Source organism: Citrobacter sp. Cpo032, from assembly GCF_030332975.1.
GTDB lineage: Bacteria > Pseudomonadota > Gammaproteobacteria > Enterobacterales > Enterobacteriaceae > Citrobacter > Citrobacter portucalensis.
This window is the reverse complement of sequence record NZ_JAOWGU010000052.1, coordinates 68,418-94,345: the sequence shown is the minus strand read 5'-3', so window position 1 is coordinate 94,345 and position 25,928 is coordinate 68,418. Positions and strand designations below refer to the sequence as shown.

Annotated in this window: 26 protein-coding genes; 8 read left to right on the top strand and 18 right to left on the bottom strand. The window is 50.9% G+C overall.

From position 1 onward, the window contains the following. Positions 1-8: 8 nt before the first annotated feature. Positions 9-776 carry a DeoR/GlpR family DNA-binding transcription regulator gene (locus OGY33_RS22520; RefSeq protein WP_008786221.1) on the top strand — a complete coding sequence of 256 codons (768 nt, stop codon included), beginning with the start codon at positions 9-11 and terminating at the stop codon, positions 774-776. 30 nt (positions 777-806) lie between these two features. On the opposite strand, the gene OGY33_RS22515 is transcribed toward OGY33_RS22520, so the two are convergent. Then, positions 807-1,154: a YacC family pilotin-like protein gene (locus OGY33_RS22515; protein WP_032941691.1), complete on the bottom strand. Its 348-nt coding sequence runs from the start codon at positions 1,152-1,154 to the stop codon at positions 807-809. Positions 1,155-1,307: 153 nt separating this feature from the next. On the opposite strand from OGY33_RS22515, the gene cueO reads away from it, so the two are divergent. The 3 genes from cueO (at position 1,308) to hpt (ending at position 5,551) form a co-directional block, all read left to right on the top strand. After that, positions 1,308-2,924: a multicopper oxidase CueO gene (gene cueO, locus OGY33_RS22510; protein ID WP_048214925.1), complete on the top strand. Its 1,617-nt coding sequence runs from the start codon at positions 1,308-1,310 to the stop codon at positions 2,922-2,924. 183 nt (positions 2,925-3,107) lie between these two features. Then, positions 3,108-4,763, top strand: coding sequence for a methyl-accepting chemotaxis citrate transducer (gene tcp / locus OGY33_RS22505; RefSeq protein WP_057067421.1), 1,656 nt, complete (start codon positions 3,108-3,110; stop codon positions 4,761-4,763). 251 nt (positions 4,764-5,014) lie between these two features. After that, positions 5,015-5,551 carry a hypoxanthine phosphoribosyltransferase gene (gene hpt / locus OGY33_RS22500; RefSeq protein ID WP_003018658.1) on the top strand — a complete coding sequence of 179 codons (537 nt, stop codon included), beginning with the start codon at positions 5,015-5,017 and terminating at the stop codon, positions 5,549-5,551. Positions 5,552-5,621: 70 nt separating this feature from the next. Here the strand turns inward: hpt and can are convergent, their stop codons facing one another. Further along, positions 5,622-6,284 (bottom strand): carbonate dehydratase, encoded by a 663-nt coding sequence (gene can / locus OGY33_RS22495; RefSeq protein WP_003018654.1) that lies wholly within the window; start codon positions 6,282-6,284, stop codon positions 5,622-5,624. A 108-nt stretch (positions 6,285-6,392) separates the two neighbouring features. Between can and OGY33_RS22490 the strand changes: the two genes are divergently transcribed. The 4 genes from OGY33_RS22490 to OGY33_RS22475 all read left to right on the top strand — a co-directional run bounded on the left by OGY33_RS22490 (position 6,393) and on the right by OGY33_RS22475 (position 9,921). Further along, a complete protein-coding gene (locus OGY33_RS22490; protein WP_003829469.1) occupies positions 6,393-7,319 on the top strand; it encodes an ABC transporter ATP-binding protein in 927 nt (308 codons plus the stop codon). Beyond that, the gene (locus OGY33_RS22485) at positions 7,316-8,086 is read left to right on the top strand and encodes an ABC transporter permease (RefSeq protein WP_191238853.1); all 771 of its coding nucleotides are present in this window, start codon (positions 7,316-7,318) and stop codon (positions 8,084-8,086) included. Before OGY33_RS22490 ends, OGY33_RS22485 begins: the two co-directional genes overlap by 4 nt. 103 nt (positions 8,087-8,189) lie before the next feature. Beyond that, the gene (locus OGY33_RS22480) at positions 8,190-8,630 is read left to right on the top strand and encodes a PTS sugar transporter subunit IIA (protein WP_048214923.1); all 441 of its coding nucleotides are present in this window, start codon (positions 8,190-8,192) and stop codon (positions 8,628-8,630) included. A 61-nt stretch (positions 8,631-8,691) separates the two neighbouring features. Further along, a complete protein-coding gene (locus OGY33_RS22475; protein WP_048214922.1) occupies positions 8,692-9,921 on the top strand; it encodes a polysaccharide deacetylase family protein in 1,230 nt (409 codons plus the stop codon). Between the two features lies 1 nt (position 9,922). On the opposite strand, the gene OGY33_RS22470 is transcribed toward OGY33_RS22475, so the two are convergent. The 16 genes from OGY33_RS22470 to OGY33_RS22395 all read right to left on the bottom strand — a co-directional run bounded on the left by OGY33_RS22470 (position 9,923) and on the right by OGY33_RS22395 (position 25,867). Then, positions 9,923-10,984, bottom strand: coding sequence for a fimbrial protein StkG (locus OGY33_RS22470; RefSeq protein WP_048214921.1), 1,062 nt, complete (start codon positions 10,982-10,984; stop codon positions 9,923-9,925). 12 nt (positions 10,985-10,996) lie between these two features. Then, the gene (locus OGY33_RS22465) at positions 10,997-11,596 is read right to left on the bottom strand and encodes a fimbrial-like protein (protein WP_103014376.1); all 600 of its coding nucleotides are present in this window, start codon (positions 11,594-11,596) and stop codon (positions 10,997-10,999) included. Between the two features lie 18 nt (positions 11,597-11,614). Next, a complete protein-coding gene (locus OGY33_RS22460; protein WP_048214919.1) occupies positions 11,615-12,172 on the bottom strand; it encodes a fimbrial protein in 558 nt (185 codons plus the stop codon). A 26-nt stretch (positions 12,173-12,198) separates the two neighbouring features. Continuing rightward, complete coding sequence (locus OGY33_RS22455; RefSeq protein ID WP_082193789.1) at positions 12,199-12,783, bottom strand: fimbrial protein; 585 nt, start codon at positions 12,781-12,783, stop codon at positions 12,199-12,201. A 22-nt stretch (positions 12,784-12,805) separates the two neighbouring features. Then, the gene (locus OGY33_RS22450; RefSeq protein WP_191238852.1) at positions 12,806-15,403 is read right to left on the bottom strand and encodes an outer membrane usher protein; all 2,598 of its coding nucleotides are present in this window, start codon (positions 15,401-15,403) and stop codon (positions 12,806-12,808) included. Between the two features lie 67 nt (positions 15,404-15,470). Then, the gene (locus tag OGY33_RS22445; protein WP_191238851.1) at positions 15,471-16,223 is read right to left on the bottom strand and encodes a fimbrial chaperone; all 753 of its coding nucleotides are present in this window, start codon (positions 16,221-16,223) and stop codon (positions 15,471-15,473) included. A gap of 78 nt (positions 16,224-16,301) precedes the next feature. Then, positions 16,302-16,907: a fimbrial protein gene (locus OGY33_RS22440; RefSeq protein ID WP_048214915.1), complete on the bottom strand. Its 606-nt coding sequence runs from the start codon at positions 16,905-16,907 to the stop codon at positions 16,302-16,304. Between the two features lie 279 nt (positions 16,908-17,186). After that, on the bottom strand, positions 17,187-17,567 hold the full coding sequence (gene panD, locus OGY33_RS22435) for an aspartate 1-decarboxylase (protein WP_003018640.1): 381 nt from the start codon (positions 17,565-17,567) through the stop codon (positions 17,187-17,189). Between the two features lie 95 nt (positions 17,568-17,662). Beyond that, the gene (gene panC, locus OGY33_RS22430) at positions 17,663-18,517 is read right to left on the bottom strand and encodes a pantoate--beta-alanine ligase (RefSeq protein WP_048214914.1); all 855 of its coding nucleotides are present in this window, start codon (positions 18,515-18,517) and stop codon (positions 17,663-17,665) included. Between the two features lie 11 nt (positions 18,518-18,528). Then, positions 18,529-19,323: a 3-methyl-2-oxobutanoate hydroxymethyltransferase gene (gene panB / locus OGY33_RS22425; protein ID WP_048214913.1), complete on the bottom strand. Its 795-nt coding sequence runs from the start codon at positions 19,321-19,323 to the stop codon at positions 18,529-18,531. A gap of 110 nt (positions 19,324-19,433) precedes the next feature. Next, positions 19,434-20,702 carry a fimbrial protein gene (locus tag OGY33_RS22420; RefSeq protein ID WP_149607628.1) on the bottom strand — a complete coding sequence of 423 codons (1,269 nt, stop codon included), beginning with the start codon at positions 20,700-20,702 and terminating at the stop codon, positions 19,434-19,436. Between the two features lie 19 nt (positions 20,703-20,721). Next, a complete protein-coding gene (locus tag OGY33_RS22415; protein WP_079945043.1) occupies positions 20,722-21,297 on the bottom strand; it encodes a fimbrial-like protein in 576 nt (191 codons plus the stop codon). A gap of 6 nt (positions 21,298-21,303) precedes the next feature. Then, complete coding sequence (locus tag OGY33_RS22410) at positions 21,304-21,894, bottom strand: fimbrial protein (RefSeq protein WP_048216356.1); 591 nt, start codon at positions 21,892-21,894, stop codon at positions 21,304-21,306. A 16-nt stretch (positions 21,895-21,910) separates the two neighbouring features. Continuing rightward, the gene (locus OGY33_RS22405) at positions 21,911-22,483 is read right to left on the bottom strand and encodes a fimbrial protein (RefSeq protein WP_048214911.1); all 573 of its coding nucleotides are present in this window, start codon (positions 22,481-22,483) and stop codon (positions 21,911-21,913) included. Between the two features lie 16 nt (positions 22,484-22,499). Next, on the bottom strand, positions 22,500-25,103 hold the full coding sequence (locus OGY33_RS22400; RefSeq protein WP_080250723.1) for an outer membrane usher protein: 2,604 nt from the start codon (positions 25,101-25,103) through the stop codon (positions 22,500-22,502). 29 nt (positions 25,104-25,132) lie between these two features. Next, positions 25,133-25,867 (bottom strand): fimbrial chaperone, encoded by a 735-nt coding sequence (locus OGY33_RS22395; RefSeq protein ID WP_048214909.1) that lies wholly within the window; start codon positions 25,865-25,867, stop codon positions 25,133-25,135. Positions 25,868-25,928 lie beyond the last annotated feature (61 nt).

The following is a 25,928-nucleotide window of genomic DNA, read 5'->3' as shown; positions in this document are numbered from 1 at the left end:
TTACTGTTATGAAAGGGCAACACCGTCTGGATAAGATTGTGGCGTATTTGAAAAATCATACGCTGGTTACCGTGGAACAGTTGGTTGACGCGGTTGACGCCTCTCCAGCAACGATCAGGCGCGATCTCATCAAGCTGGATGAACAGGGTGTGATCAGCCGCAGCCACGGCGGTGTTGCGTTACGACGCTTTGAAGCGGCGCAGCCAACCACAAACGAAAAGCAACTGCGATCGCCTGCTGAGAAACGGGCGATTGCGCGTTTTGCCGCCTCAATGGTGCGTGCGGGCGATGCCGTGGTGCTTGATGCCGGTACCACAATGCTGGAGCTGGCAAAATGTCTGACGCATTTGCCGCTGCGAGTGATTACCGTTGATCTGCACATTGCCCTGTTTTTGTCAGAATTCCGTCAGATAGAGGTGACGATCGTCGGTGGACGCATCGATGACAGCAGCCAGTCCTGTATTGGTGAGTTTGGCCGGAAAATGTTGCGCAGCGTCTATCCTGATATTGCTTTTATGAGCTGTAACACCTGGAGTATGGAAAAGGGTGTAACCACGCCAACGGAAGACAAAGCGGGATTAAAGCAGGAAATTATTGCGAATGCCCAACGGAAGGTATTGCTGGCGGATAGCAGTAAGTACGGCGCACATTCATTATTTAACGTCGCGCCGCTTAGTTGCTTTACCGATGTTGTTACCGATGTGAATCTACCGCCAAACGCGCAGACTGAATTAAAAGCGCAATCCGTTGCCCTGACGCTGGTACAGCCAGAGTAACGGCACTCTCAACACTTATTGCGCCGGAGGTTATTTAACGTAGGCCAACAGGCTCAGGGAGTCACGCGCCAGCGCTTTGCATTTCTTTGCTGTAGGGATGCCGATACCGCTGAGATCGCGGTAGCTGTCTTCACCCAGCGCTTTCATATTGAAGGTGTCGTAATTACTCAGGTCCCACTGGTTTTGCTGGGCAAAAAAGACCAGTGCGCGACGAATCTGCCCATTAGGCAAATTCTGGTATCCACAGTCATTTTTCAGAAAAACAAAAACTGCCGTTAAATCGGCCATATCTTCGGCTTCGGACTCGCTGAGCGCGTAGCTATTTGCGCATACGGCCATCAGGGTGCCGAACAAAACTGTTCTGAAAAACGTCTTCATTGCTTCTACCACTGCGTCACGGAATTTAAACGTTAGCATACTGCGAGCGAAGCGACGACCTTTATTATTAGCCGTTCACTTGACCTTCCCGTAAGGGGAAGGCTTATGCTTAAAAGATAGCCTGCTTAAGCTGCTGAATATAAGGAAGTGATTATGCAACGTCGTGACTTTTTAAAGTACTCCGTGGCGCTGGGCGTCGCGTCAGCATTACCTCTGTGGAGCCGGAGCGTATTTGCCGCAGACCGCCCTGCATTGCCCATTCCTGATCTGCTAACCGCGGATGCCTCAAACCGTATGCAATTGGTGGTGCAAGCCGGAAAATCGAGCTTTGCTGGTAAAACAGCGACGACCTGGGGATATAACGGCAATTTACTCGGACCTGCGGTCAAGCTGAACAAAGGGCAATCGGTGACTGTGGATATCCATAACCAGCTTGCCGAAGAGACGACGTTGCACTGGCACGGTCTGGAAATCCCCGGTGAAGTCGACGGTGGGCCGCAAGGCATTATCCCGGCGGGCGGGAAACGTTCAGTGACCTTCACGCCGGATCAGCGCGCGGCAACCTGCTGGTTCCACCCGCATCAGCATGGAAAGACCGGCCGTCAGGTAGCGATGGGACTGGCCGGACTGGTGCTGATTGAAGATGAAGAGATTCGCAAGCTGATGCTGCCTAAGCAGTGGGGCATTGATGATGTGCCGGTGATTATTCAGGACAAACAGTTCTCTGCTGATGGGCAGGTTGATTATCAACTGGACATCATGACCGCCGCAGTCGGCTGGTTTGGCGATACGCTGCTGACCAACGGGGCGATTTATCCTCAGCATGCCGCACCGCGTGGCTGGTTGCGTCTACGCCTGTTGAATGGTTGTAACGCACGCTCACTGAACATTGCGGCCAGCGACAATCGTCCTTTGTACGTCATTGCCAGCGACGGCGGACTGTTGGCGGAGCCGGTAAAAGTGACCGAGCTTCCTATGCTGATGGGCGAGCGCTTTGAAGTGCTGGTGGATGTCAGTGACGGCAAAGCTTTTGATCTGGTCACTCTACCAGTCAGCCAGATGGGGATGGCGATTGCGCCATTCGATAAGCCGCACCCGGTGATGCGCGTTCAACCGTTGCTGATTACCGCTTCTGGCACGCTGCCAGATTCGCTGACATCCATGCCATCGCTGCCATCACTGGAAGGTCTGACGGTGCGCAAGCTGCAGCTGTCGATGGATCCGATGCTCGATATGATGGGCATGCAAATGCTGATGAAGAAATACGGCGGTCAGGCCATGGCGGGTATGGATCATGGGAAGATGATGGGCCATATGAATAATGACAATATGGGCCACGGCAATATGAATCATGGCAATATGAACCACGGTGAGATGGGGAATATGCAGCATGGCGACATGGGCAACATGAAGCATGGATCATTCGACTTCCATAATGCCAACCGGATTAATGGTCAGGCATTTGATATGAATAAACCGATGTTTGCCGCGGCGAAAGGTCAGCACGAACGCTGGGTGATTTCCGGTCAGGGCGACATGATGCTGCACCCGTTCCACATTCACGGCACACAGTTCCGCATTCTGTCTGAGAATGGCAAAGCGCCTGCCGCACACCGCGCGGGATGGAAGGACACGGTGCGGGTAGAAGGTGGTGTGAGCGAGGTGTTAGTGAAGTTTGACCACGACGCGCCAAAAGAGCATGCCTATATGGCGCACTGCCATCTGTTAGAGCATGAAGATACCGGGATGATGCTCGGCTTCACCGTCTAAAATATTACGCTGAGCTTATCCGGCCTGCAGAAATCTCTCGTAGGCCGGATAAGACACAGTCTCTTTACAGCGTTTCACCGCACGACTCCCTCCTCCTGCAAATTCTTCTATTGCACATAAAGTAATCGCCTTTGAAGCCGATAATCATTGGGTACCCAATGTGAGTTCAATGGATGAAATACTATGATTAAAAATGTGCGTGTTATTACCGGCATTCTTCTGGTTCTCGCCATTTTCTGTTTGCTACAGGTCGTGACAGGAAGCTTTTTTTATTCTGCGGTAAACAATGATCGCCATAATTTCCAGAACTCAGGCACCCTGAATGCCCAACAGGAAAATCTGAGTGACAGCGTCAATACGCTGATTAAAACCCGAGTAACGGTAACCCGCGTAGCAATTCGTTTCTTAAAGAATCAACGCGATCCGGCCTCACTGGCGGCCATTGATACTTTGCTAAAAACGGCGAGTGAGTCGATGAAGAAGGCTGAGGGATACTTCGCGCATTATCAGTCATTGCCGCAGGTGTCGGGGCAGAATCCGCAAATTGCATCTGAAATGGAAAAACAGTATCGGCAGATGCACGACGTGATGGCGTTATCGATAGAGTATCTGCGCGCGAATAACTATCAGGCCTATGGTGATCTTGATGCTCAGAAGGCGCAGGATGAAATGGAAGCCAGCTATGACCAGTGGCGTAACGAAAACAACGCGTTGCTCCAGCACGCGGCGGCGGAAAATCAGCACAGCTTTACCCGCATGCAATGGACGTTAGGGGCAATTGTCGTCGCTGTGCTCATCGTTCTGGGCATGATCTGGAGTGGGTTGCAGCATATGCTGCTAAAACCCCTGGCGCAGATCATGGAGCATATCCGTATTATCACCCGTGGTGATCTGACCCATCAACTCGACGTCCAGGGACGTAATGAAATGGGACGTTTGGCGACGGGCTTAGATGAAATGCGACAGTCGCTGATTTCGACAGTCACGTCGGTGCGTAACAGCTCAGAAACGATTCATAGCGGCGCAACGGAAATCTCATCAGGTAACAACGATCTGTCTTCGCGTACTGAGCAGCAGGCTGCTTCACTTGAAGAGACTGCCGCCAGCATGGAACAGCTTACCGCGACCGTGAAGCAAAATACGGACAATGCGAAACAGGCGACTCAACTGGCTAAGAATGCGTCTGATACTGCCGCACGTGGTGGGCGGGTTGTTGATACTGTCGTGCACACGATGAGTGAAATTGCCGGTAGTTCACAGCAAATTGCGCAGATCACCAGCGTCATCGACAGTATTGCTTTCCAGACCAATATCCTGGCGCTCAACGCGGCAGTTGAGGCTGCCAGGGCAGGAGAGCAGGGACGCGGATTTGCTGTTGTGGCGGGGGAAGTCCGTACCCTGGCAAGCCGTAGCGCTCAGGCAGCCAAAGAGATCAAAGCGTTGATTGATAACTCAACCCACAGCGTGGGGATGGGATCTCAGCAGGTGTCGGACGCGGGTAAAACGATGAAAGAGATTGTCGCAGCGGTCACCCGCGTGACGGACATCATGGGGGAAATCGCCTCAGCCTCGGAGGAACAGAGTCGGGGGATTGAGCAGGTGAGCCTCGCGGTCTCGCAGATGGACAGTGTCACACAACAAAACGCCGCGCTGGTAGAAGAGTCTGCTGCCGCCGCCGCTTCGTTGGAACAACAAGCTGAACAGTTACGCCTGGCCGTGGCGGCATTTCGCATCACTCGCGATGCCTCCAACAGTGAGCATCGAAAACCACCTAAGGATACTCCACGATCGACCTCCGCGGGGAGTTCGCCACAAGACCCGCACTGGGAAACGTTTTAGCCACAGGCTGCCGTGCGCTCCTGGTTTTGATTAATAAGCGTACAAAAAACGACGCAAACGGGTTCTCCTGTGAACTATCAGAGGAACCCGCTCTCTTTACTGGTATACTTCATCAACTGAATTGTTTGTATGCTGTCGCAAGTTTTGTGGTTAGAGCGGGTCGCCGTCTGTCAGTCGGTGTATCAACGTAAGCGCTTTCTTTCGATCTGCATGATGTGTCAACTGATAAAAATCAGTGAGTTATAGGGTTTATGAAACATACTGTTGAAGTGATGATCCCGGAAGCGGAGATCAAAGCGCGTATTGCTGAACTGGGGCGCCAGATTAACGAACGTTACAAGGACAGCGGCAGCGATATGGTGCTGGTTGGTCTGTTACGTGGCTCATTTATGTTTATGGCGGATCTGTGCCGTGAAGTGCATGTCTCTCACGAAGTCGATTTCATGACGGCATCCAGCTACGGTAGCGGAATGTCTACCACGCGTGATGTTAAAATCCTGAAAGACCTGGATGAAGACATTCGTGGCAAGGACGTTCTGATTGTCGAAGACATCATCGACTCCGGCAATACGCTGTCCAAAGTGCGTGAAATTCTGAGCCTGCGCGAGCCGAAATCCCTGGCTATTTGTACGCTGCTGGACAAACCTTCTCGTCGTGAAGTGAATGTTCCGGTCGAGTTTATCGGCTTCTCAATTCCTGATGAGTTTGTGGTCGGTTACGGCATTGACTATGCCCAGCGTTATCGCCATCTGCCGTATGTTGGCAAAGTAGTGCTGCTGGACGAGTAATTGGCTGGAGCGCCTGATGGCGCGGGTTTGTAGGCCGGGTAAGGCGTCGCCGCCTCCCGGCAATGTCACATTATTTATGGTTGCTGTGTTTCTGACTCAGGTTAGACAACCCCTGGCGATAGCGCTGTTCCAGCGTTTCGCGGCTGGTGGCGGTGACGTCGAGATCGCGCAGCAGGCCATCATGAATACCGTAAGCCCAGCCGTGAATGGTCACTTTCTGACCGCGCTTCCAGGCTGAACGCATAATGGTTGAGTGGCCCAGGTTATAGACCTGTTCCATGACATTCAGTTCGCACAGGGTGTCCATGCGACGTTCCTGCGGCATTTCGCCCAGCAGTGAGCTGTGTTTGAACCAGATATCGCGGATGTGCAGTAACCAGTTATCTATCAGCCCCTGTTCTTTATTTTCAATCGCCGCCTGGACGCCGCCGCATCCATAGTGGCCGCATATAATAATATGTTCCACTTCCAGCACATCCACCGCATACTGAACCACTGAGAGACAGTTCAGGTCGGTGTGAATAACCAGATTGGCAACATTGCGGTGAACAAATAATTCGCCCGGTTCAAGACCGGTTAATCGTTCAGCGGGAACGCGGCTATCGGAACATCCAATCCATAGAAAACGCGGATTCTGGGCATGCGTCAGCGTTTCAAAAAATCCGGGATCTTCTTCTACCAGCATCTTTGACCATAGTGCATTGTTGCTGATGAGTGTATCTATGTCTTTCATGGAGTAGCACGACCCGAAGCCAGATAAATTCGATGGGCTAATATAGGGTAACTCCATCATTATTTAAACTATATATAAAATGTCAGAACGTAAGGTAAGTATAAAAACATGACCATTGCTCTGGAACTTCAACAACTTAAAAAAACTTACCCCGGTGGCGTTCAGGCGTTACGCGGGATAGATTTGCAAGTCGAAGCGGGTGATTTTTATGCGCTTTTGGGACCGAATGGCGCAGGAAAATCCACCACCATTGGAATAATCAGCTCGCTGGTGAATAAAACCTCCGGGCGGGTGAGTGTCTTCGGATACGATCTTGAAAAAGATACGGTTAACGCGAAACGCCAGCTTGGACTGGTACCGCAGGAGTTTAACTTTAACCCGTTTGAAACCGTGCAGCAGATCGTGGTCAACCAGGCGGGTTACTACGGTGTTGAGCATAAAGAAGCGGTCAAACGCAGCGAACTATATTTAAAGCAGCTCGATTTATGGGAAAAACGTAACGAGCGCGCGCGCATGCTGTCTGGTGGGATGAAACGTCGTCTGATGATTGCCCGTGCGCTGATGCACGAGCCGAAATTACTCATTCTGGATGAACCAACGGCGGGCGTCGACATTGAGCTGCGTCGTTCAATGTGGGGCTTTTTAAAGGATTTAAACGACAAAGGCACCACCATTATTCTGACCACTCACTATCTCGAAGAAGCGGAAATGCTGTGTCGTAATATCGGCATTATTCAGCACGGCGAGCTGGTGGAAAACACCTCGATGAAGAGTCTGCTCTCCAAGCTGAAATCTGAGACCTTTATCCTCGATCTGGCACCAAAAAGTCCGCTGCCGAAACTGGAAGGTTATCAGTACCGACTGGTCGACACTTCCACGCTGGAAGTGGAGGTTCTGCGTGAACAAGGGGTCAACAGCGTCTTCTCTCAGCTGAGCGCGCAGGGCATTCAGGTATTGAGTATGCGTAACAAAGCCAACCGACTGGAAGAACTGTTTGTTTCTCTGGTGCATGAAAAACAAGGAGATCGCGCATGATGCAGCTTTACTGGGTTGCGCTGAAAAGCATCTGGGCGAAAGAGATCCACCGCTTTATGCGTATCTGGGTCCAGACTTTGGTGCCTCCCGTCATCACCATGACGCTCTATTTTATTATCTTTGGTAACCTGATCGGCTCGCGTATCGGCGAAATGCATGGCTTTAGCTACATGCAGTTTATTGTGCCGGGGCTGATTATGATGGCAGTGATCACCAACTCGTATGCCAACGTGGCCTCGTCGTTCTTTAGCGGCAAGTTTCAACGCAATATTGAAGAGCTGCTGGTCGCCCCGGTGCCGACGCACGTGATTATCGCCGGTTTCGTCGGCGGCGGCGTGGCGCGTGGCCTGTGCGTAGGCATTCTGGTGACGGCTATTTCACTGTTCTTCGTGCCGTTTCAGGTGCATTCCTGGGTCTTTGTGGCGCTCACGCTGGTGTTAACGGCGGTACTGTTCTCGCTGGCCGGTTTGCTGAACGCAGTCTTTGCAAAAACCTTTGACGATATCAGCCTGATCCCCACCTTCGTGCTGACGCCGCTGACCTATCTGGGTGGCGTGTTCTATTCGTTAACGCTGCTGCCGCCGTTCTGGCAGGGACTTTCGCATCTGAACCCAATTGTCTACATGATTAGCGGCTTCCGCTACGGCTTCCTGGGTATTCATGATGTTCCGCTGGTCACCACGTTTGGCGTGCTGGTGGTGTTCATTGCGGCGTTTTACTTGCTGTGCTGGTACCTGATTCAGCGCGGACGCGGCCTACGTAGCTAATTCTTTCTTCCTCTCCTGACTCGGGAGAGGAAGACTTTTGATGCTTATCACCATTACCGATTTATCACCCTGATAAACTACTTGCCTGCTAAGGAGGTAGGCAATGTTAGGTTGGGTAATTACCTGTCATGACGATAAGGCACAGGATATGCTGCATCGTCTGGAGAAAAAGTACGGTCCGTTGGAGCAATGTCAGGCGGTAAGTTTCTGGCGTGGGCTCAGCTCGAATATGTTAAGCCGCATGATGTGCCATGCCCTGCATGCCACAGACTCTGGTGAAGGGGTAGTATTTCTGACGGATATGGCCGGGGCTGCGCCATACCGTGTAGCCTCGTTAATGAGTCATAAACATCCCCAGTGTGAAGTGATTTCAGGTATCAGCTATCCATTGCTTGAACGAATGCTTTCGTCGCGGGAATTACTGAGCAGTTCTGCGTTTCGCGATTGCATCGTCGCGCTTGGCGGCCCCGAAGTCTCCAGCCTCTGGCATCAACAACAAAAAAATCCCCCCTTCGTGTTGAAGCATGATTTGTATGAGTATTAATCATTGGTATTGATGATGCTTTTGCTACAATAGCCGAGGTTTCTCGCCTCGGTTATCTCATATGGTTATGCGCGTTCTGTTTGTTTTGTTGCTCCTGTTCTCTGGTGGCGTAGGTGCGGCCTTGCCCGCTCGCTATATGCAAACCACGGAGGATGCGGTGATCTGGGCGCATGTTGGCAATAAGACGGAGACTGTCGGTAATTTACGCGCCGGACAGATTATTGCCGTTGAACCGGATGCAAAGGATTACTACACCTTCAACTTCGGTTTTGGCAAAGGCTACATCGACAAAGGGCACCTGGAACCTGTGCAGGGGCGTCAGCGTGTGGAAGACGGCCTGGGTGACTTAAATAAACCGTTGAGTAACCAGAACCTGATCACGTGGAAAGATACTCCGGTCTATAACGCACCGGACGTTGGCAGCGCACCGTTTGGTACGCTGGCAGAGAATCTACGTTATCCGGTGCTCAGTCGGTTGAAAGACAGACTGAATCAGACCTGGTATCAGATTCGCATCGGCGAGCGGCTGGCCTATATCAGCGCGCTGGATGCCCAGCAGGATAACGGTATCCCGATTCTGACCTATCATCATATTCTGCGCGATGAAGAGAACACGCGTTTTCGTCATACCTCAACCACCACCTCAGTGCGCGCGTTCAGTAACCAGATGACCTGGCTGCGCGATATGGGCTATACCACGCTGACGATGTATCAGTTGGAAGACTACCTCAATAATCGCGCGAACCTTCCGGCGCGTTCGGTCGTTATTACGTTTGATGATGGTCTGAAGTCCGTTAGCCGCTATGCGCATCCCGTCCTCAAGCAATATGGCTTTAAGGCGACGGCGTTTATCATTAGCTCACGTATCAAGCGTCACCCGCAAAAGTGGGATCCGAAATCGCTGCAGTTTATGAGTATTTCCGAGATGGAAGGGATCAAAGACGTATTCGATTTCCAGTCGCACACCCATTTCCTGCATCGGGTGGATGGCCAAAGGCGGCCAATTTTACTCAGCCGTAACTATCACAATATTCTGTTTGATTTTGAACACTCTCGTCGGGCGCTCGGGCAGTTTAATCCGCATGTGCTCTATCTTTCCTATCCGTTTGGCGGTTATAACGCGACGGCGGTGAAAGCGGCGCATAATGCCGGTTTTCACCTGGCGGTGACGACGGTGAAAGGGAAGGTGAAGCCTGGCGATAACCCGATGTTGCTCAAAAGGCTGTATATTCTGCGCACGGATTCGTTGGAGACCATGTCGCGGCTGATCAGCAACCAGCCGCAGGGGTAATTTACTGGTAGGTCACCTGGAAGGTGATGGTCGTTCCGAAAACGCCAGGCGTCACGGCTTCGGTGTTGGTTTTCACCAGCTTTGCGTTATAAGTGGCGCTAACCTGATAAACAGGCGCACCTATCGGGTTGCCCGCAGCGATAGTCTCTGACTGGTTATTGTGGATCTGTGAATATGCGGGAGTGCGCAGTTTTACACCTACACCTTTTGCCGCGGTAACGCTGGAATTACTGGTAATGGAATTGGTAAATAATGCCCCATCTGACGTGGTGTGTTCCGATACCACTTTCGCATCGACCTCAATGACGTTTGCGCAGGAACCCTCAATTTTAAACGACACCTCTGTTGTGTTATCGTTTTCCAGATCGGAGCGATACCAGTCCCCAAGGTCTACGGTGGTCGGCGCACGAAGCACGCAGGAAGGTGCATGCAGCGGGAGCTGGAACGACATATCATTGATATTGATCGGCACGCGGGGGTGATCGCTCTCGGTTCCGGTATGAGGGTCGCCAATCACCGCATGCCCTAGCATGCCGCCTGCTGCCGTTAAAAACTCCACGTTTGTAGGAAGCCCTTTAAATGTGGGGTCCTGATAAATATCCATCCGAGCGTGCCAGTATCTGGCATTGACGACGCCCTCGTCGTTATTCGCATCGCCTGTTTCATAGTAACTGCCCGCTTGCGGGGGAAACCACGCAGTGACGGTATTGGCGTCCGGGTAAATCGCCAGGGTGTAGTAAATTCCCTCCACGTTGGTACGAAACGTTGCGTGACCGTTTACGTTTCCCCACAGCAATGCGTTATCGGTCATTTGCCAGACACTTTCACCGTCGTTACCAACGTTACAGGAGGACTGCAGAGGCGTGTCAAATTCAAGAAGGATCGTGGGGCTGATCTGTGTGGGGACCGAAATGGTTCCTGGCGGAAGCGGGACGATCATCGTTGACATGCCCGGCATAATTGTCCGGGTGTTGCCGTCATTAAATTTACACTCCATGGCGGCATGCGCTGCGCCCGATGCACCAATTGCGATAAGCGCGAGCCAAAAGTGTTTCAGTCTCATCAATAATTCCTTTTATTCGTAGTTCACATCCACCAGCACGTTACTGGTGACAACGCCGCTGACAACTGCGCCCGTATTCTGATAGCGCGCGTAAAACTGATAATCCGTTAAATACAGAGAACTACTTTTCCCGCTGACGTCGTAAATCACGTTAGAACTGCCATCGCTGTTTAAGACGTTAGTTTTATGGTCCGCAGAGAATATGACGATACCAACGTTTTGTGCCGCACCTGTCGTGGCATCATTTTTGAATACCTGGTTTTGATTGCTCCAAAAACCGGATTGCGGCGTAAAGCTGAATATCAATTGCTTGATGCTACCGTTATCTGTACAGTCTTCGAGACGCACGTTAAAAGGCGTGCCACCCGCCTCGTCGGTAGGCGCATATTTACTGCTGCCGTCGCTATTATAAAACCATGCCCGCGTGACGTTGGGGAGGTAGACTTCCCCCCCATTTTCCAGACTGAGTTTGCAAGTGCTGTTAACAATACTGGCGGTCAGATTGATATCTAAATTGGAACCCGCCTGGCTGATGCCAGACCAAAGCCAGCCCGTCAGACCCATAAGCAACACAAGACCGGGCTGGCGTAAAAGAAACGGTAATAGTTGCATGAGAAAAACACCTGAAAATTAAGGGTATGTCACAACAAAGGTGACCGGAGCCGTGACATTACCGGCGGTGACGTCGCTCAGGGTTTTACCGTTTGCCACGACAATACGTGACGTCATTGGGTAGGTACCGGCACCGTTGGTAATAGTCACCTCTTGTGCAGTTGGTGGCGTTTTACAAGACAGTTGCACACCCGTATCTGCATCACCGCCCCAAATTTCGAAAGCGGTATTGAAGCCAGCCGCATAAGAGTCTCCGTCTAAATTATCACCGGAGCAGGTACCACCTGTGCCCGCTTTAGCTTCTACTTCTGCGATTGTTACGCCGGAGCAGTTGCTGAAGGCAATGCTCAGCGGCATCGCTTTCTTGTTAAGATCCGATTTATATGTCTCACCATAGCCAATAGTGCTGACATTTTGGCCCTCACCATTAACGACGATAGCTTTACAGGTACCGGTTGTAATTGTGGTCCTAAAGGTCATTTGTACACTGTCGGTACCGGTAATAGCGGCTCTGACCATTCCTGAGAATAAGACGGCAGAAACGGATAATGCGATTAATGCTGATTTAAATTTCATAGTGATGCTCCGTAGTTCCGCGTTAATTACTCGTAGGTAAATACGAATGTCGCAACGGCTGAGAAAGCCCCTGTTGTGGCCGAATTAGCATTGGTCTCTTTCATGATGGCGATCAGCGGAACCTCTTTACTGTTAATTTCTGCCTCACTCCAGACCAGACGTTCTGAATCGACGGTGGAATTAATAACAAAAGGTTCATCAGGTTTGGATGAGCGCGCTACTGACACCCCTGTGTAGTCGGCTGAGCCTTTAGTTCCATTCGTTAATATTTTTGTTGAATACCCGGATGGCGTTCCGTTGATTGATGTCTTTAACGATTGAAGAGACGCAGGGCATTCAACAATCACTAATTTAAAATCTGCCGTTGCCGTCCCCGCCCTTACATCATCAATACGAACTTCACCGCTACTATTACCAATGATTAATTCTTGTATCGTATCGGAGCCTGTACCACCGACCAGTTTCATATCGCAGGTGGTTTCTTTAATTGTGGCCGTGAAGTTAACATCAAGGTTTGTGGAATTAGCGGCAAGCGCGCTTCCAGAGGCTGCCATTGCGACAAATGCCGCAATGGGAAGAGTGAGGCGGTTTCTTTTCATATAAACTCTCATTAGTTTTTCCCTAAACAGGTAATTACATGTGGCAAAGTTGATTGTTCAGTACTAGGGTTAGCCCCGCTTTTGCCGTGGTTTCAGTTATCTGGTAACGCACCGTACAGGTGCTTTCTTTGCCACTGCCCCACACCACGCGAAGTTCTCCCTGTGGTTCCACGCCGCGCACGTAGGCTTGCCCGGCCTGGCCGACGGTACCGACAGTTTCATTTTTCTCGTTAAGGACATCTGCGCCTAAAGGAATGAAGCCTTTATCGCTGCGCTGTAATTCCAGAATCAGTGAGCGGCCTTCATCGGTTTCAAAATTCACCAGCACAACGGCACCGCTGCGCGGTACGGTAACCGTACTGGTGCTTTTGACTTCAACATCGTTCTCCAGCGAGCTGATATCCAGAGAAACCCGGTTTTCGCGGTAGGCTGACATATACGGCAAAATGCCATATCCCGAGCTGCCGATTTCGCTGCTGCTGTAGCCTAGTCCTGCGCCCTGTGCGCCGCTGGCTTTCACCAGCGCGACGGCATCGGTTTCGCCAATGCTGCCCGGCGCGAACGCCACGCCGCCAGAATGCAGCACCATACCTCCGCTGTAGCTGGCGGAATATTGCCGGCTATTGTCGTCGCCAAACGAGGCGGAAAGTCCTAATGGGCCATAGCTGCTGTTGAGGGAGCCAAAACCACTCACCTGATTCAGGTTGCCGTAATTACCGCTGCTTGACGCGGCGCTCACGGAGTAGCTGATGTCATTATCTTTGGTATTGCCACTGGCGGTGGAGTTGACGTTAGTTCCGCCCTTCATGTCAGAACGCAGGCCCATATTGATATTGGAGAAGCTGTCCGAACGTTCCCCACTGTGGGAAAACATACTCAACGGAATACTTAAACTGAGATAGATACTGTCGTCTTTACTGCCGTTCTGGTTATAGGCGCGTTGTAATGACACGCTATAGCTGCCGTAGGCAAAACTGTTGTTGTAACCCACACTATAGTTGGCCGTTGATCCCGCATCATTCCAGTAGTCCTGCCATGTTCCGCTGACATATACAGAACCCCAGGTTGTTTCTCCCTGGTTTAAGGGTTGGTTGATGCTGAGCTGTACCTGATTTTTGGTACGTTGGTAATCAGCATAAAGCTCATCACCTGAGCGATAACTTTGCTGGGCATAGTGCTGGTGCTTAACGCTGTCTTGCAGAGACGCGGCGTCATTGAGGCTGAGGTAGTCTTCAGTAGAAAAACGATAAGCGGCGACGTTAAATGAGGTATTGGTCGCCTCGATCATTTTGCTGTAGGTCAGCCGGTAGCTTTGCCCACTGAGCGTGCCGAGATCATCAATACTGGCGTGAGATTGCGTCACATCAAAGGCGAATGCGCCAATGCCGGTGTTCATTGCCAGGCCTAATAACCCAGCATAGAAATCCATATCGGTATATTGCGCGCCGATATAGCCGGTAAAGGTGTTGTTTAGGCCATAGTAAAACTGCGCATAACCCACCTGCGGTTTATCATGCAAAGAATCATCGTTTAGTTCGCCGACGCCGATATCCCAACGTGTCGCGCCAGGGCGCAACATTTGGGTGACAGAAGAAAAGGGGACGGTAAAGCTCCGTTTGCTGCCGTCGGTTTCTTCTACGGTGACCAGCAGATCGTTACCGTAACCCGTGGTGCTGAGGTCGTTAATCTCAAATGCACCCGGTGGTACGGTCGTTTCGTAGATTTTATTGCCACTTTGCATCACCGTGACTTTGGCGTTGCTGTTGGCTACGCCGCGGATGACGGGCGCGTAGTTGCTGGATCCCATCGGTAACATGCGGTCATCGTTATACATGCGCGCCCCGCGCAGGCTGAAGGAGTCAAACGCATCGCCACGGGTGTAGGAATCGCCTATTACCATTTGTGCTTTCAGCGCGGTGATATCTCGCTGTAAATAAACGTCCTGATTGTTGTATTCACTACCAGTATCTTTGTTCCAGTTAAGGCTACCTCGGGAACGCAAACGCCACGGCCCCATATTTAAACCGTAACGCAGACCCATGTAGGCGGTATCGGATGTTGTGCCATTGCCTTCACTGTGCCAGGCGTTCATATCATAAGAGACGATGGCCGCCGGAACGCCATCTTCCCACAGTGATGGGTCAACGTACCCGGCGGGGCGCTTCAGGATATAAATCTGCGGGAAGTTGAGATCCATAGCCTGTTTGCCAGAATCGTAATTCGCCGTTGCTCCGGGGTAGTATTTTTTTATATCCAGACACGTGGTGTTGTCGTCGAGCTCGACGTCATCGCGCATTGCCGCGGGGTCAACGCCTGCCTTGGTGAGTAAAAGCGGTGTCAGACATGCACTGGCGCGTGGCGTACCGTTTTCATTAAAGGTAATTTCAGAGGTGGATTTCAACGCATTGTTAAGATTCACTTTCACACGATAGGTTCCGGCAAGTACCGGGTTGCCATACGCATAGCGACTAATATCGATATTCGCACCGCTATTAAGTAAAAATTGCTCGTTAAATTCTACGGCTTCGTCCGACTCAACAACGGTTTTTTCGGCTTCTGAATTTGCAGCAGAAACAGAAAAAGGGAGTGCTGTGCCAATAGCAAGACATAATAATGAGCGTTGAAATAGCATTGTTTTTCCGAATAATTAATGCGGGCAATAATTGCCCGCTATATTGGTACGTAATTGTTATAAGTGATTAGTCGATTTTTGCTTCTCGCTTATCTGTGCCACCATTATCATTAATGGTGTTATAGATAACGGTACCGCTAATATTATTCGAAAGACCTTTTACGGACATGCTGACTCCACTAAAGGGCAAAACGGATTTGCTGTCGACAGTATATTCTTTACCGCCCATTTTTAATTTTACGTTGGAAACGGAAACGTTGTACGGGCTGTCATTTTGGGCAAACAACGAAAGCGTATTGCCTTCTTTTTTTTGCGACCATTTCAGGTTTGCAGCCGCATCGCCAGGCGTGCCCTTCAGACCATCCGGGCGGAAAAATAGTTTGATCCGGGTGCGAAAGGCGAGTTGAAGTTGATTTAAACTTTCGCCTTCTTTCGCTTTTGATTTTGGCGGGATTTCCAGCACGTTAAACCAAAACAGCGATTCTCGATCCTGAGGTAATGCGCTACCCATATACGTAATACGTAAGGATTGCCCTTTTTGTGGATCGATACGAGATACCGGAGGCGTAATGACAAATGGCAGTTTTAGCTCCTGCGGATTAACACCGTCACGCCCGTCATCCAGCCAGGTTTGCACCAGTAGCGGTTTATTGCCTCGGTTATCCAGATTCACAATCACGTCTTTTGATGACTGCGGGTACACAATACGTGTTCCGGAAATGACGATATCCGCGTTTACCTGGAATGTTGTAAATGCCGCGAAGGCCGCAGCAGCGAAGCAGGTGGCTTTAAATCCCTTTGTAATAACCATATTGACCATTTTACCCTCCCTGTAGGCACTCTTTAAAATCCCCCAGCACAGCCGCTGAGGGATTGGCTAATCTTTTAAATAAAAGGATTAGTTATAAATAACGGTGAAGGCAACTTGCGCCTGTACGGTTCCTGCCGTTACCGGACTGCTGTCTGCATTCCACTTCTGGCCTTGGGTGTAGGCTACGCGGTAGAACAGGTCACCGGTGCCATCAGCGGAAATAGTGGCTTTCTGGGTGTTGTTAGTCTGGTCAACTTTGATCAGATCGGTAGCGCCGTTGCCGTTGTTAGCCAGCACCAGGTTAACGTTTTCTGCGGCACCCTGCAGATTCGCCGGTGGTACTAACAGGCCACCGGAGGTTGAGCTGGAACCGCCCCAGGAATCAAACTGAGCGGAGGCATCTTTTACCGTTGCGTTATCACATTCACTCAGATTCAGAGTGAACTGTTTTTCGCCCAGAGTGCTGTTTTCACCCAGTGCGGTAGCGAAGTTTTTAACAAAAACGGTATCCAGAGTAACGTCAAAATCGTTACCATCTTGATCGATTTTATGATCAAGAGAGATTTTACAGGTATTGTTAGAAACCAGACCGTGGAAAGTAATGGTACCTGTATCAGGCTCTGCAGCCATTGCAGAACCCGCACTCAAAGTCATTGCAATAAAAGCTGCTACGCCATATTTTCTAAAAAACATTTCTAATGTCCATATTTAGGTATTAAGCATAAATATAAGATATGTTTTCATATATCTTATTTGTTGAAATATTATATTTCAAACGCATTTTATAGAGGGGGAAGGTGAAAGGGAATAGTGTTATTTATTAGAAATACTTCACGTTCTTTTAAGTAAAATTAAAATGCCTTATTTAAATGATGGTATAAATAATAAATAATATTATTTATTCGTAATATTAAATTAAAGACAACCCACCCCAAAATATGTTTTCTGGAAGGGTTGTCCTATTATTGAAGTTTAGGCAACCTGTACCGGAATAGCTTTCGCTGTGCGCTTCATTTCGTTGTCGCCTTCAAAATAGGCCACTTTCGGACGCCATGTACGGGCTTCTTCGTCAGACATGGTGACGAAGCTGGCGATAATTACAATATCGCCAACATCAGCGCAATGCGCCGCTGCACCGTTCACTGAAATGATTCTGGAGCCGCGTTCAGCAGCAATCGCATAGGTTGAGAAACGTTTACCGTTGGTCACGTTCCAGATATCAATAGCTTCGTTTTCCAGAATACCTGAGGCATCAAGGAAATCCTGGTCGATGGCGCAGGAGCCTTCGTAGTGCAGGTCCGCCTGCGTGACTTTTACGCGGTGGAGCTTGCCTTGCAGCATGGTGCGAATCATAACGTCTATACCCTGTCGTTTACCTTGGCTAAGCAGGCGTGACTGGCCTGCTTTGAGAAATCTTCAGGCAGTATTGCCCGATTTTTAACCCCTGTCTACTGGGCTAATGTAACGCTTTGATTATCGATCAGACGCGCCTGACCCAGCCAGGCGGCAGCCAGAATTACGGCGCGTTTACTGGTTTCAGTCAACTCCAGCAGCGTGTCGGCATCGCGGATCTGAATATCGTCGGCGCGAAAGCCTTTTTCATTCAGCTCTTGTTCCGCTATGGCAATAATTTCTTGCAGCTCACGATTACCCGCAATCAGCTTTTCAGCGATACCGTTCATCACATTGTGCAGGCCCGGCGCGATTTTACGCTGTTCTGCCGTCAGATAACCGTTACGTGAGCTGAGGGCCAGACCGTCTTTGGCACGAATAATCGGTACGCCAACGATTTCAATGTCATAACCCATGTCCGCTACCATTTTGCGGATCAGCGCCAGTTGCTGGAAATCTTTTTCACCAAAGCAGGCGATATCGGGTTGGATCAGGTTAAACAACTTGCTGACGATGGTGGCAACGCCACGGAAGTGACCTGGACGACTGGCACCTTCCAGCATGGTAGAGAGGCCGGGAACATCAACGAAAGTCTGACCTTCCAGACCCTGCGGGTAGATTTCCTCAACGGCTGGTGCAAAGACATAATCAACTTTGCGTTTGTTCAGCTTTTCGCAATCTTCCTGCAGCGTACGCGGATAACGCACCAGATCGTCGGGGCGGTCGAACTGCATCGGGTTAACGAAAATGCTCACTACCACCACATCAGCCCGGGCTTTTGCTTCATCGACCAGTTTCATATGGCCGTCGTGCAGGTTGCCCATGGTGGGAACCAGTGCTACGCGTTTGCCTTCCTGACGCAGACGACGAATATGCTGGCGCAGCAGCGGTAGGGTTTCAATGATTAACACGACAAGACTCCTTAATGGAAACTGTGTTCTTCGCCCGGATAAACGCCGGACTCCACTTCAGCCATATACTGCCGCACTGCGGCGCGCATGTCGCCTGCTTCATTGAGGAAATTCTTCGCAAATTTCGGGATGTGGCCACCGGTAATACCAAACGCATCATGCATGACGAGGATTTGCCCGTCGGTGACGTTACCGGCGCCAATTCCAATCACCGGAATCGTCAGCGCTTCAGTGACGCGCTTCGCCAGCTCAACCGGTACGCACTCCAGCACCAGCAGTTGAGCGCCCGCTGCTTCTAAGGCCAGTGCGTCATCCAGCAGTACCTGTCCGGCATCGCCTCGGCCCTGAATTTTATAGCCGCCGAAGATATTCACTGACTGAGGCGTTAATCCCAGATGACCACAAACCGGTACGGCGCGTTCGGTGAGCATTTTCACCGTATCTACCAACCAGGCACCGCCTTCAATTTTGACCATATTTGCGCCCGCACGCATGGCGACAGCAGCGTTTTCAAACGCCTGTTCCGGGGTGGCGTAAGCCATAAACGGCAGGTCGGAGAGCAGCAGACAGTTGGGCGCGCCGCGACGTACAGCCCGGGTGTGGTAAGCAATGTCTTCAACGGTGACGGGCAGGGTGGAGTCGTGTCCCTGTACCGTCATGCCCAGCGAATCACCGACCAGCATCACATTGATGCCTTCATCGGCGAATAATTTGGCGAAGCTGTAATCGTACGCGGTAATGGTGGCGAAGCGCTTTTTCTCTTGTTTGCATTTCTGCAGCACAGCGATAGTAGTGGGTTTGCTCATAACCTCTCCGGCCATAATATTGATGAATAGAATGGCCGCATTGTAGGGGAATGAATCAGAAAAGCGTTAGCCCTTTGTGGGAAACTTATCGACCACCACTTAAACAGACATTAGGGGTAGTCGATGGTGAATATGCCGTTCGCTTTGAAATTCCCTGACCCGATTTGCTGGGTGCCGTCACGTTTGAGCGTCGCCAAAAAATTGAGGGTTTGCGACTGGACGACACCATTTTCACTGCTACCGTAGATATTGTCATCACTGGAAGTATCGCGCTGATCGTTATAGATCGAGGTGGTATCGTTGGGGATCATCACCATCTGCTGGCTATAGCTATTGGCCGCGCCGCTGATCTCCAGACCCACGCCAGTGGCTTTGTTGCTGGTCAGTATATTACCCAGCAGAGTGGGGGTTTTAGCGACAGTGGTGGAGGTGAGCGTCACGTTGATATTGCGCAGGCCCCTACAACCCGCCAGCTTGATGGAAAACGGCACCGCCGTGGCGCCGTTAATAATGTCGTTCGGGCTGTAGTGGCCAAGATCGACGGTAGTACCGCTAACGCTGCTGCCGCTGGCCACCGGTTGTGTGGTGCAGGTGGGTTCTGCGACGGTTACTGCGCTGACATCAAAGGTAGCATTCAGATAATAACTTTTAATACCGGCCCCTACGTTCTCGTTCCAGAAGCGCACATGATAATCGCCATTTTTGAGCAGCGTGATCGTTGAGTTGCCCGGAGTATAAGTTTGATCGGTGTAAAATGTTACCGCGGCATAGTAACCCAGCCCACCCCAGGTATAGTAATATCCTGGTCCTGATTGGTTCGGGCCCTTACAGCCGCCATTATCGCTGACTGAAATCACGTTGTGCATAATACCGTTCTGTATCTGCAAATTTGGGGCACTGACTTTGAGGCTATATGAACTAAAGCTACGTAACTCCAGCGAGAAATAGAGCCCGGTAATGTTTGTTTTAAAAATATCGACTCCGCCGTAGCTACCCGCAGAAACGAGGCCGGACTCCACTGATAAGGTACCCGTAGTGCTCTGACCTTGATCTGAAACGTAGCAATAAAGACTGTTATTTGCCGATGATGAGCCATGGGCACCGTTCCAGTTGATGGTGACGTTCGCGGGTGCCAGCGCATTTGTGCGGCTGAAATAGACGGTGCGCCCACTCGGATAAATTAACTGGTTAGTACCATCGCTTGATGGGCCACCATACTCATAGTTATGTTCCCCGTTGCCTAACACAAAGGTATCTGTCTGCGCATAACCTGCTGCGGGAAAAGATAACAATATGACCAATAAAGTAGACACAACAACGGAAAGTACCGTCTGCCGTCCTTTAAATTTACGATATTCCGCAGGTGTGTTCCCTCTCATTGCTATCTCCTTGTAATTTTTATTCGTAATAAACTGACACCAGCACGCTGGACTTCACCGCGCCGCTGACGATGGCCTGGCCGGACTGTACTTTCTGCATCCGGGCGTAAAACGAATAGCGGCTATCGGCGTAGTCGGCGGCGGTGACGTCATATTGGCTACGCGGTGTACCGTCGGTGTTCATTACGTTATAGATATTGTTGGCATCGTTGACGGAAAAAATCACCACCCCAACATTTTTCGCGCCGTCGCTGGCGTCGTTGGCAAAAATCTGTGCGGAGCCGGGGGCGAAGCTACCGGATAGTGGCGAAAAATGAATGGTGAGTTTCGACGGATCTTTGCCGCTGACCGGCATACAGTCTTTAACGTGGATATAAAAGGTGCTGCCGCCCTGGTAGGGATCTTCCGCAGTTACACCGCTGGCAAAATAGTCGTAGCTTTTTGTACCTAAATCCACCAGGCCGTTATCGTCGACTGAGACTTCACAGCTGGTATTAACTACATTGGCTCTAATTTCTACATCGGTGTCGGCCTCGAGCATGGGGGCCAGTAACAAAAAGCCAATGGTGATGGCGCTTCGCAATAGTTTGCTCATCGTGTCTTACTCATAGGTAATAGTGAACAGGCCCTGGGTAGAGAAGGCGCCAGTGTGTAAATCCGCGACGGTGCTGCCAGAGGACAGCACGATGCGGGCGCTGAGCGGTATGGCGACCGTGGTTTCATCGCTGGCCTGGGCCAGATCGACCAGTTGCTGTACCGGGCTGGCGCAACTTAGCTGTTTGCTGCCGCTGCTGGCTGGTGTTGACGTCGTCCAGATTTCCGCGGACACGTTGGCAGCGTCGTCGCTACCGTTTAGCGCGTTGCGAAAGCCGTTGCCACCGCCAGAAGCGCCATCGCAACCGGTTTTCGCCGTTAGGGTGACGGTAGCCTGTTTTTTGGCCAGCCCCACGCAGTTGCTGAATACCAGTGAAAAAGCCTGTGAGTTGGTTTTATTCACGATTTGTGGAATATAGACATCGCCAATATCGACAATGCCATTTACTTTGCCGGTGTTGTCGTGTAGCGCTGCCTGACAGGTTGATGGTGTAATCGTGGTGGAAACCGTCATCTCCAGCGAGTTTGTGCCCGCGTAGCCCGGCAATGCGGGGAGGAGAACCGACAGTGCGCCACATAGCCGAAATAAATATCGCATCAACATAGCCTCCCTGCTATTGATAGGTAAAAGTAAAGGTGACCTTGGCCTGAAAGTCTCCAGCCGTTGGGATTAATGAGGTACTGGCACGACGAAAAAAGGCGCTTAGATCCATACCGTCAGCGATCTGGCTTTGTTTCCAGGTCGTTTTTTCCGTGCCGTCGAGTTTCAGACGGGCCGTGTCATCTTCTCCGTCCGGCTTAAAGCCAAGACCGACGTTTTCGGCATTTCCGCTGGTCAGCGCGTTTTGCAGCATGTAGTTGCTGTTTGAAAGCGTTGTTCCTTTCACGGTCATCGTGATTGAGGCTATGTCGTTATTACACTCTTGTGGCTTGAGCCTGAAGCTACCTTCTGTATTGGCGGTAACGTTAAGCAGCTCAGAAATCCCGATATTCGGGATGGTGAGCGCATACTGAGTGTCGCTGCCGCTGAGAGACGAGTTATTGAGGCTGGTGACTTTCATCACACAGGTGGTCTCTTCAATGACTGCGGTGAAGTTAAGGCTCAGTCCCTGAGTACTGGCAAAGCCTGGCGACGCCAGCAGTGCGTAAGTGAGCGCCAGTACGTTGACTACGTGGTGTTTTCTCATCCTTTATCCTCGTAATCTATTGCATCTTGCAAGGAACGGCGTTGAGGACGAGGGTCTTACCTGGCGCGTCTTCATTGCCTGAAGCAACCTGATAATGCAAACGGCAGCGCTGTGCCTGGTTCTGTAAGCTCCAGCGCACTTCCAGCTCGCCGCTGTCATCGATACCACGGACAAACGCCTGGCTGCCCTGGCCAACAGTGCCGAGCATATTATTATTCTGGTCGAAGACCTCAGCGGTGAACGGAATCGGCTGACCATCGCTGCGGACCAGGTTAATAATCGCGGAACGCCCCTGATCGGTTGCGAACTGGCTCATTACTACGGCCCCGCGCCGTGGGATCACGGTTGCGCTGGTGCTTTTCATTTCGATATCGTTATCCAGTTCGTTAATATCAAGTGAGACGATATTTTCTCGGTACGGCGTTAATGAATTGCCGATACCGTAGCCGAAGCGGTCGATTGTGCTGTTGCCGTAATCAATACGCGCGCCCTTCGCGCCAGGGGCATCAATAAGCACTAGCGTATCGCCGTCGCTAAAGCTCTGGTTGCTGAAGGTCAGCCCGCCGCTGTGCAGCACAAAGGCGCCATCGGTATTTAATGAATACTGACGCGAGCTGTCATTGCTGGCCGATGCGGACGCGGTGATATTGCCGTAGTTGGAGTCGTAGCTTACGTAGGAACTAATGGTGGAGAGATCTTTGTCCTCTTTTTCCATGTCGTAGGCGGTACTGATGCTGTAGTTCCAGCGGCTATCGGCGCTGTATCCGCTGGCGCTGGTGTTGAATTGATTGCTACCGTCGAAATCGCTGCTGACGCTGCTGTTCAGTGTGCGGAAGCCGCCGCTGTCCCGGTCGGTGCCCAGCAATTTATCCAGTGGGATTGTCACGCTCAGGTAGACCGAGTCATCGCGGTGATTGTCTTCGTCATAGGTGCGCTGCACGTTGATGCTGTAGCTGGCCCAGCCCAGGCTATTGCTGTAGCCTGCAGAGAAACTGCTGCGGGAATCATTGGTTACCCAGTAGTCGGCCCAACTGCCGTTCAGATAGAGCGAACCGTAGTTGATATCCCCGTTTTTCAGACTTTGATTCAGGCTGATGGTGAACTGGTTTTTCATCCGCGAATAGTTGTTCATGCCGTGGGCAGTGTCACTGTCGCTGTGTTTGGCATCATCAATAATGCTCAGCGCATCGCTCAGACCCAAATAGTCTTTCGTCGAATAGCGGTAGGCGGCGATGTTCAATGAGGTGTCCGTAGGTGCGAAGAATTTATTCCACGACACGCGGTAGCTCTGACCGCTGTATGTTTTATCGTCAGGAACGTTAGTCTGTGATTGGGTGACGTCAAAGGAGACAGCACCGATTAGGGTGTTCATCCCCAACCCCAATAACCCAGCAAGATAGCCGTTGTCTGTGGCCTGAATACCGCTAAAACCGGTGAATGTGTTGTTAAAACCGTAATAGAACGTGCCCTGTGCCAATCCCGGCTCATCACGTAAGCTATCGTCGTTGACCTGGCCCACACTGAGATCCCATTTGCCAACACCAGGGTGCATCATTTGTACCAGAGATGAAAACGCCTGACTAAAGCTATGCTTCGAGCCGTCGGCTTCGGTAATGGTGACCTCTAAATCGGCGCCATACCCGGATGGCGAGAGGTCATCAATCGCAAACGGCCCTGGCGGGACCGTGGTCTCATAAATTTTGTAGCCGTTCTGTGTAATGGTGACTTTGGCGTTACTGTTGGCCACGCCACGAATTGTTGGCGCATAGCTGGCAAGCTGCGGTGGCAGCATTTGTGATTCGCTATAAAGGCGAATACCGCGTAGGTTGACGGTGTCGAAAGCCTCACCGCTGGTGCCGGATTCACCAATGATCAACTGGGAGCGTAGCGCGGCGATATCTCGCTGCATATAGCGGTTTTGATAGTCAATATTGCTGCCGCCGTCTTTTTGCCTTGAGTAGTTGCCTTGTGCGCGGAAATGCCATGCGCCCAGGTTTACACCGCCATTAAAGCCAGCATAGACGCTGTCTTCAGTACCGTAGTCGTTCTCATTTTTCCACGCACTGACGTTGTACGACAACATGGCGGCAGGGATGCCGTCATCCCACAGCGAAGGATCAACATAGTTGGCGAAACCTTTTTGCACCCACATTTGTGGTACGCCGATATCCAGACGCTGGTCGCCGCCGTCAAAGTGGTTGGTTGACTGGGGAATAGCGAGCGCGAGATCAAGGCAGTTGTTAATGCTTTCCTCACGTTTCACCAGTACGGCTTTTTCGGGTATATCGTCAGGCAAACGAATATGTAACTGGCTGAGCATCTTGGGCGTAATGCATGCCTGTGTTTTACCGTTATGCGCGATATCGATGAACTCGACCTTCAGCGTGGTGACCAGATCATTATTAACGTAGCCGCTGGCATCGTAGACGCCAGGGGAGATCGCATTACCGTCGGAATAACGACTAAGATCGACCTGGCTTGATCCCGGTCCCATTAAAAACGAGCTGTCAAACTCCATCGTTTCATTTTCAGCCCATGCGCAAAAGCTGCCGGGTAATAGAGTACAGACAATAAAGCGGGCCAGGAAAGTAACCCTGAAATTTTTCGACAGCAGTATCATTGGCGCATCCCAAAGAGTAAAGGTAAGCGTTAAATATTCACCTTGCCGTTAATTGCGCCGCCAAAATCACTGATCGCAATATAGTTAATGCTGGTTTTGGTGGGTGTGCCGGTTAAGCCAGAAATGGTGAAATCGGATTCGCCTTTGGGGGCAACCATTGAAGCGGAAACAGCATATTTTCGTCCGCCAACAACGGCTTCAATTTTATTAAACGAGACAAAATAGCCGGTAGGGTTAGTCACATGAATGACGGGTTTCCCTGCTTTTTGCTGGATGCGCCACTGCAATTTCTGCGGGGCTTCTGATGCGATACCTGCCAGTCCGTCCGGGCGGTAAAACATTTTGATACGCGTGCGGAAAGCCAATTGCAGGATATTTTTATCTTTTACCTCTGCATCTTTCATTTTGGGGGGAACTTCCAGCACGTTAAACCAATAGATGCTTTCGCGATCATTAGGTAACGTGCTGTTGCTTGTATAGGTCAATTTTACCGTTTGTCCCCGTCCCGGTTCGATACGGGAAACCGGTGGTGTGGCGTTAAAGGGTACATTGATGGTACTGGGATCAGCGTTTGGATCGCCGTCATCCAGCCAGCTTTGTACTAGCGCTGGTGTCGAGCCTTTATTTTCCAGTCGAATGGTGGTGTCCTTTTGTGCGGCTTTATAAATAATACGCGTGCCGGAAAGGACAATATCTGCAAATGCCGGTTGGACAGCCAATAGTGCAGTAATAGCAAAAGAAAGGGAGCGACACATCCTGGTCATAGTTATTCCTCCATGTTGGTATATAAGGAGGGAAATTGTGATAAAGCACACGATGCCCCTC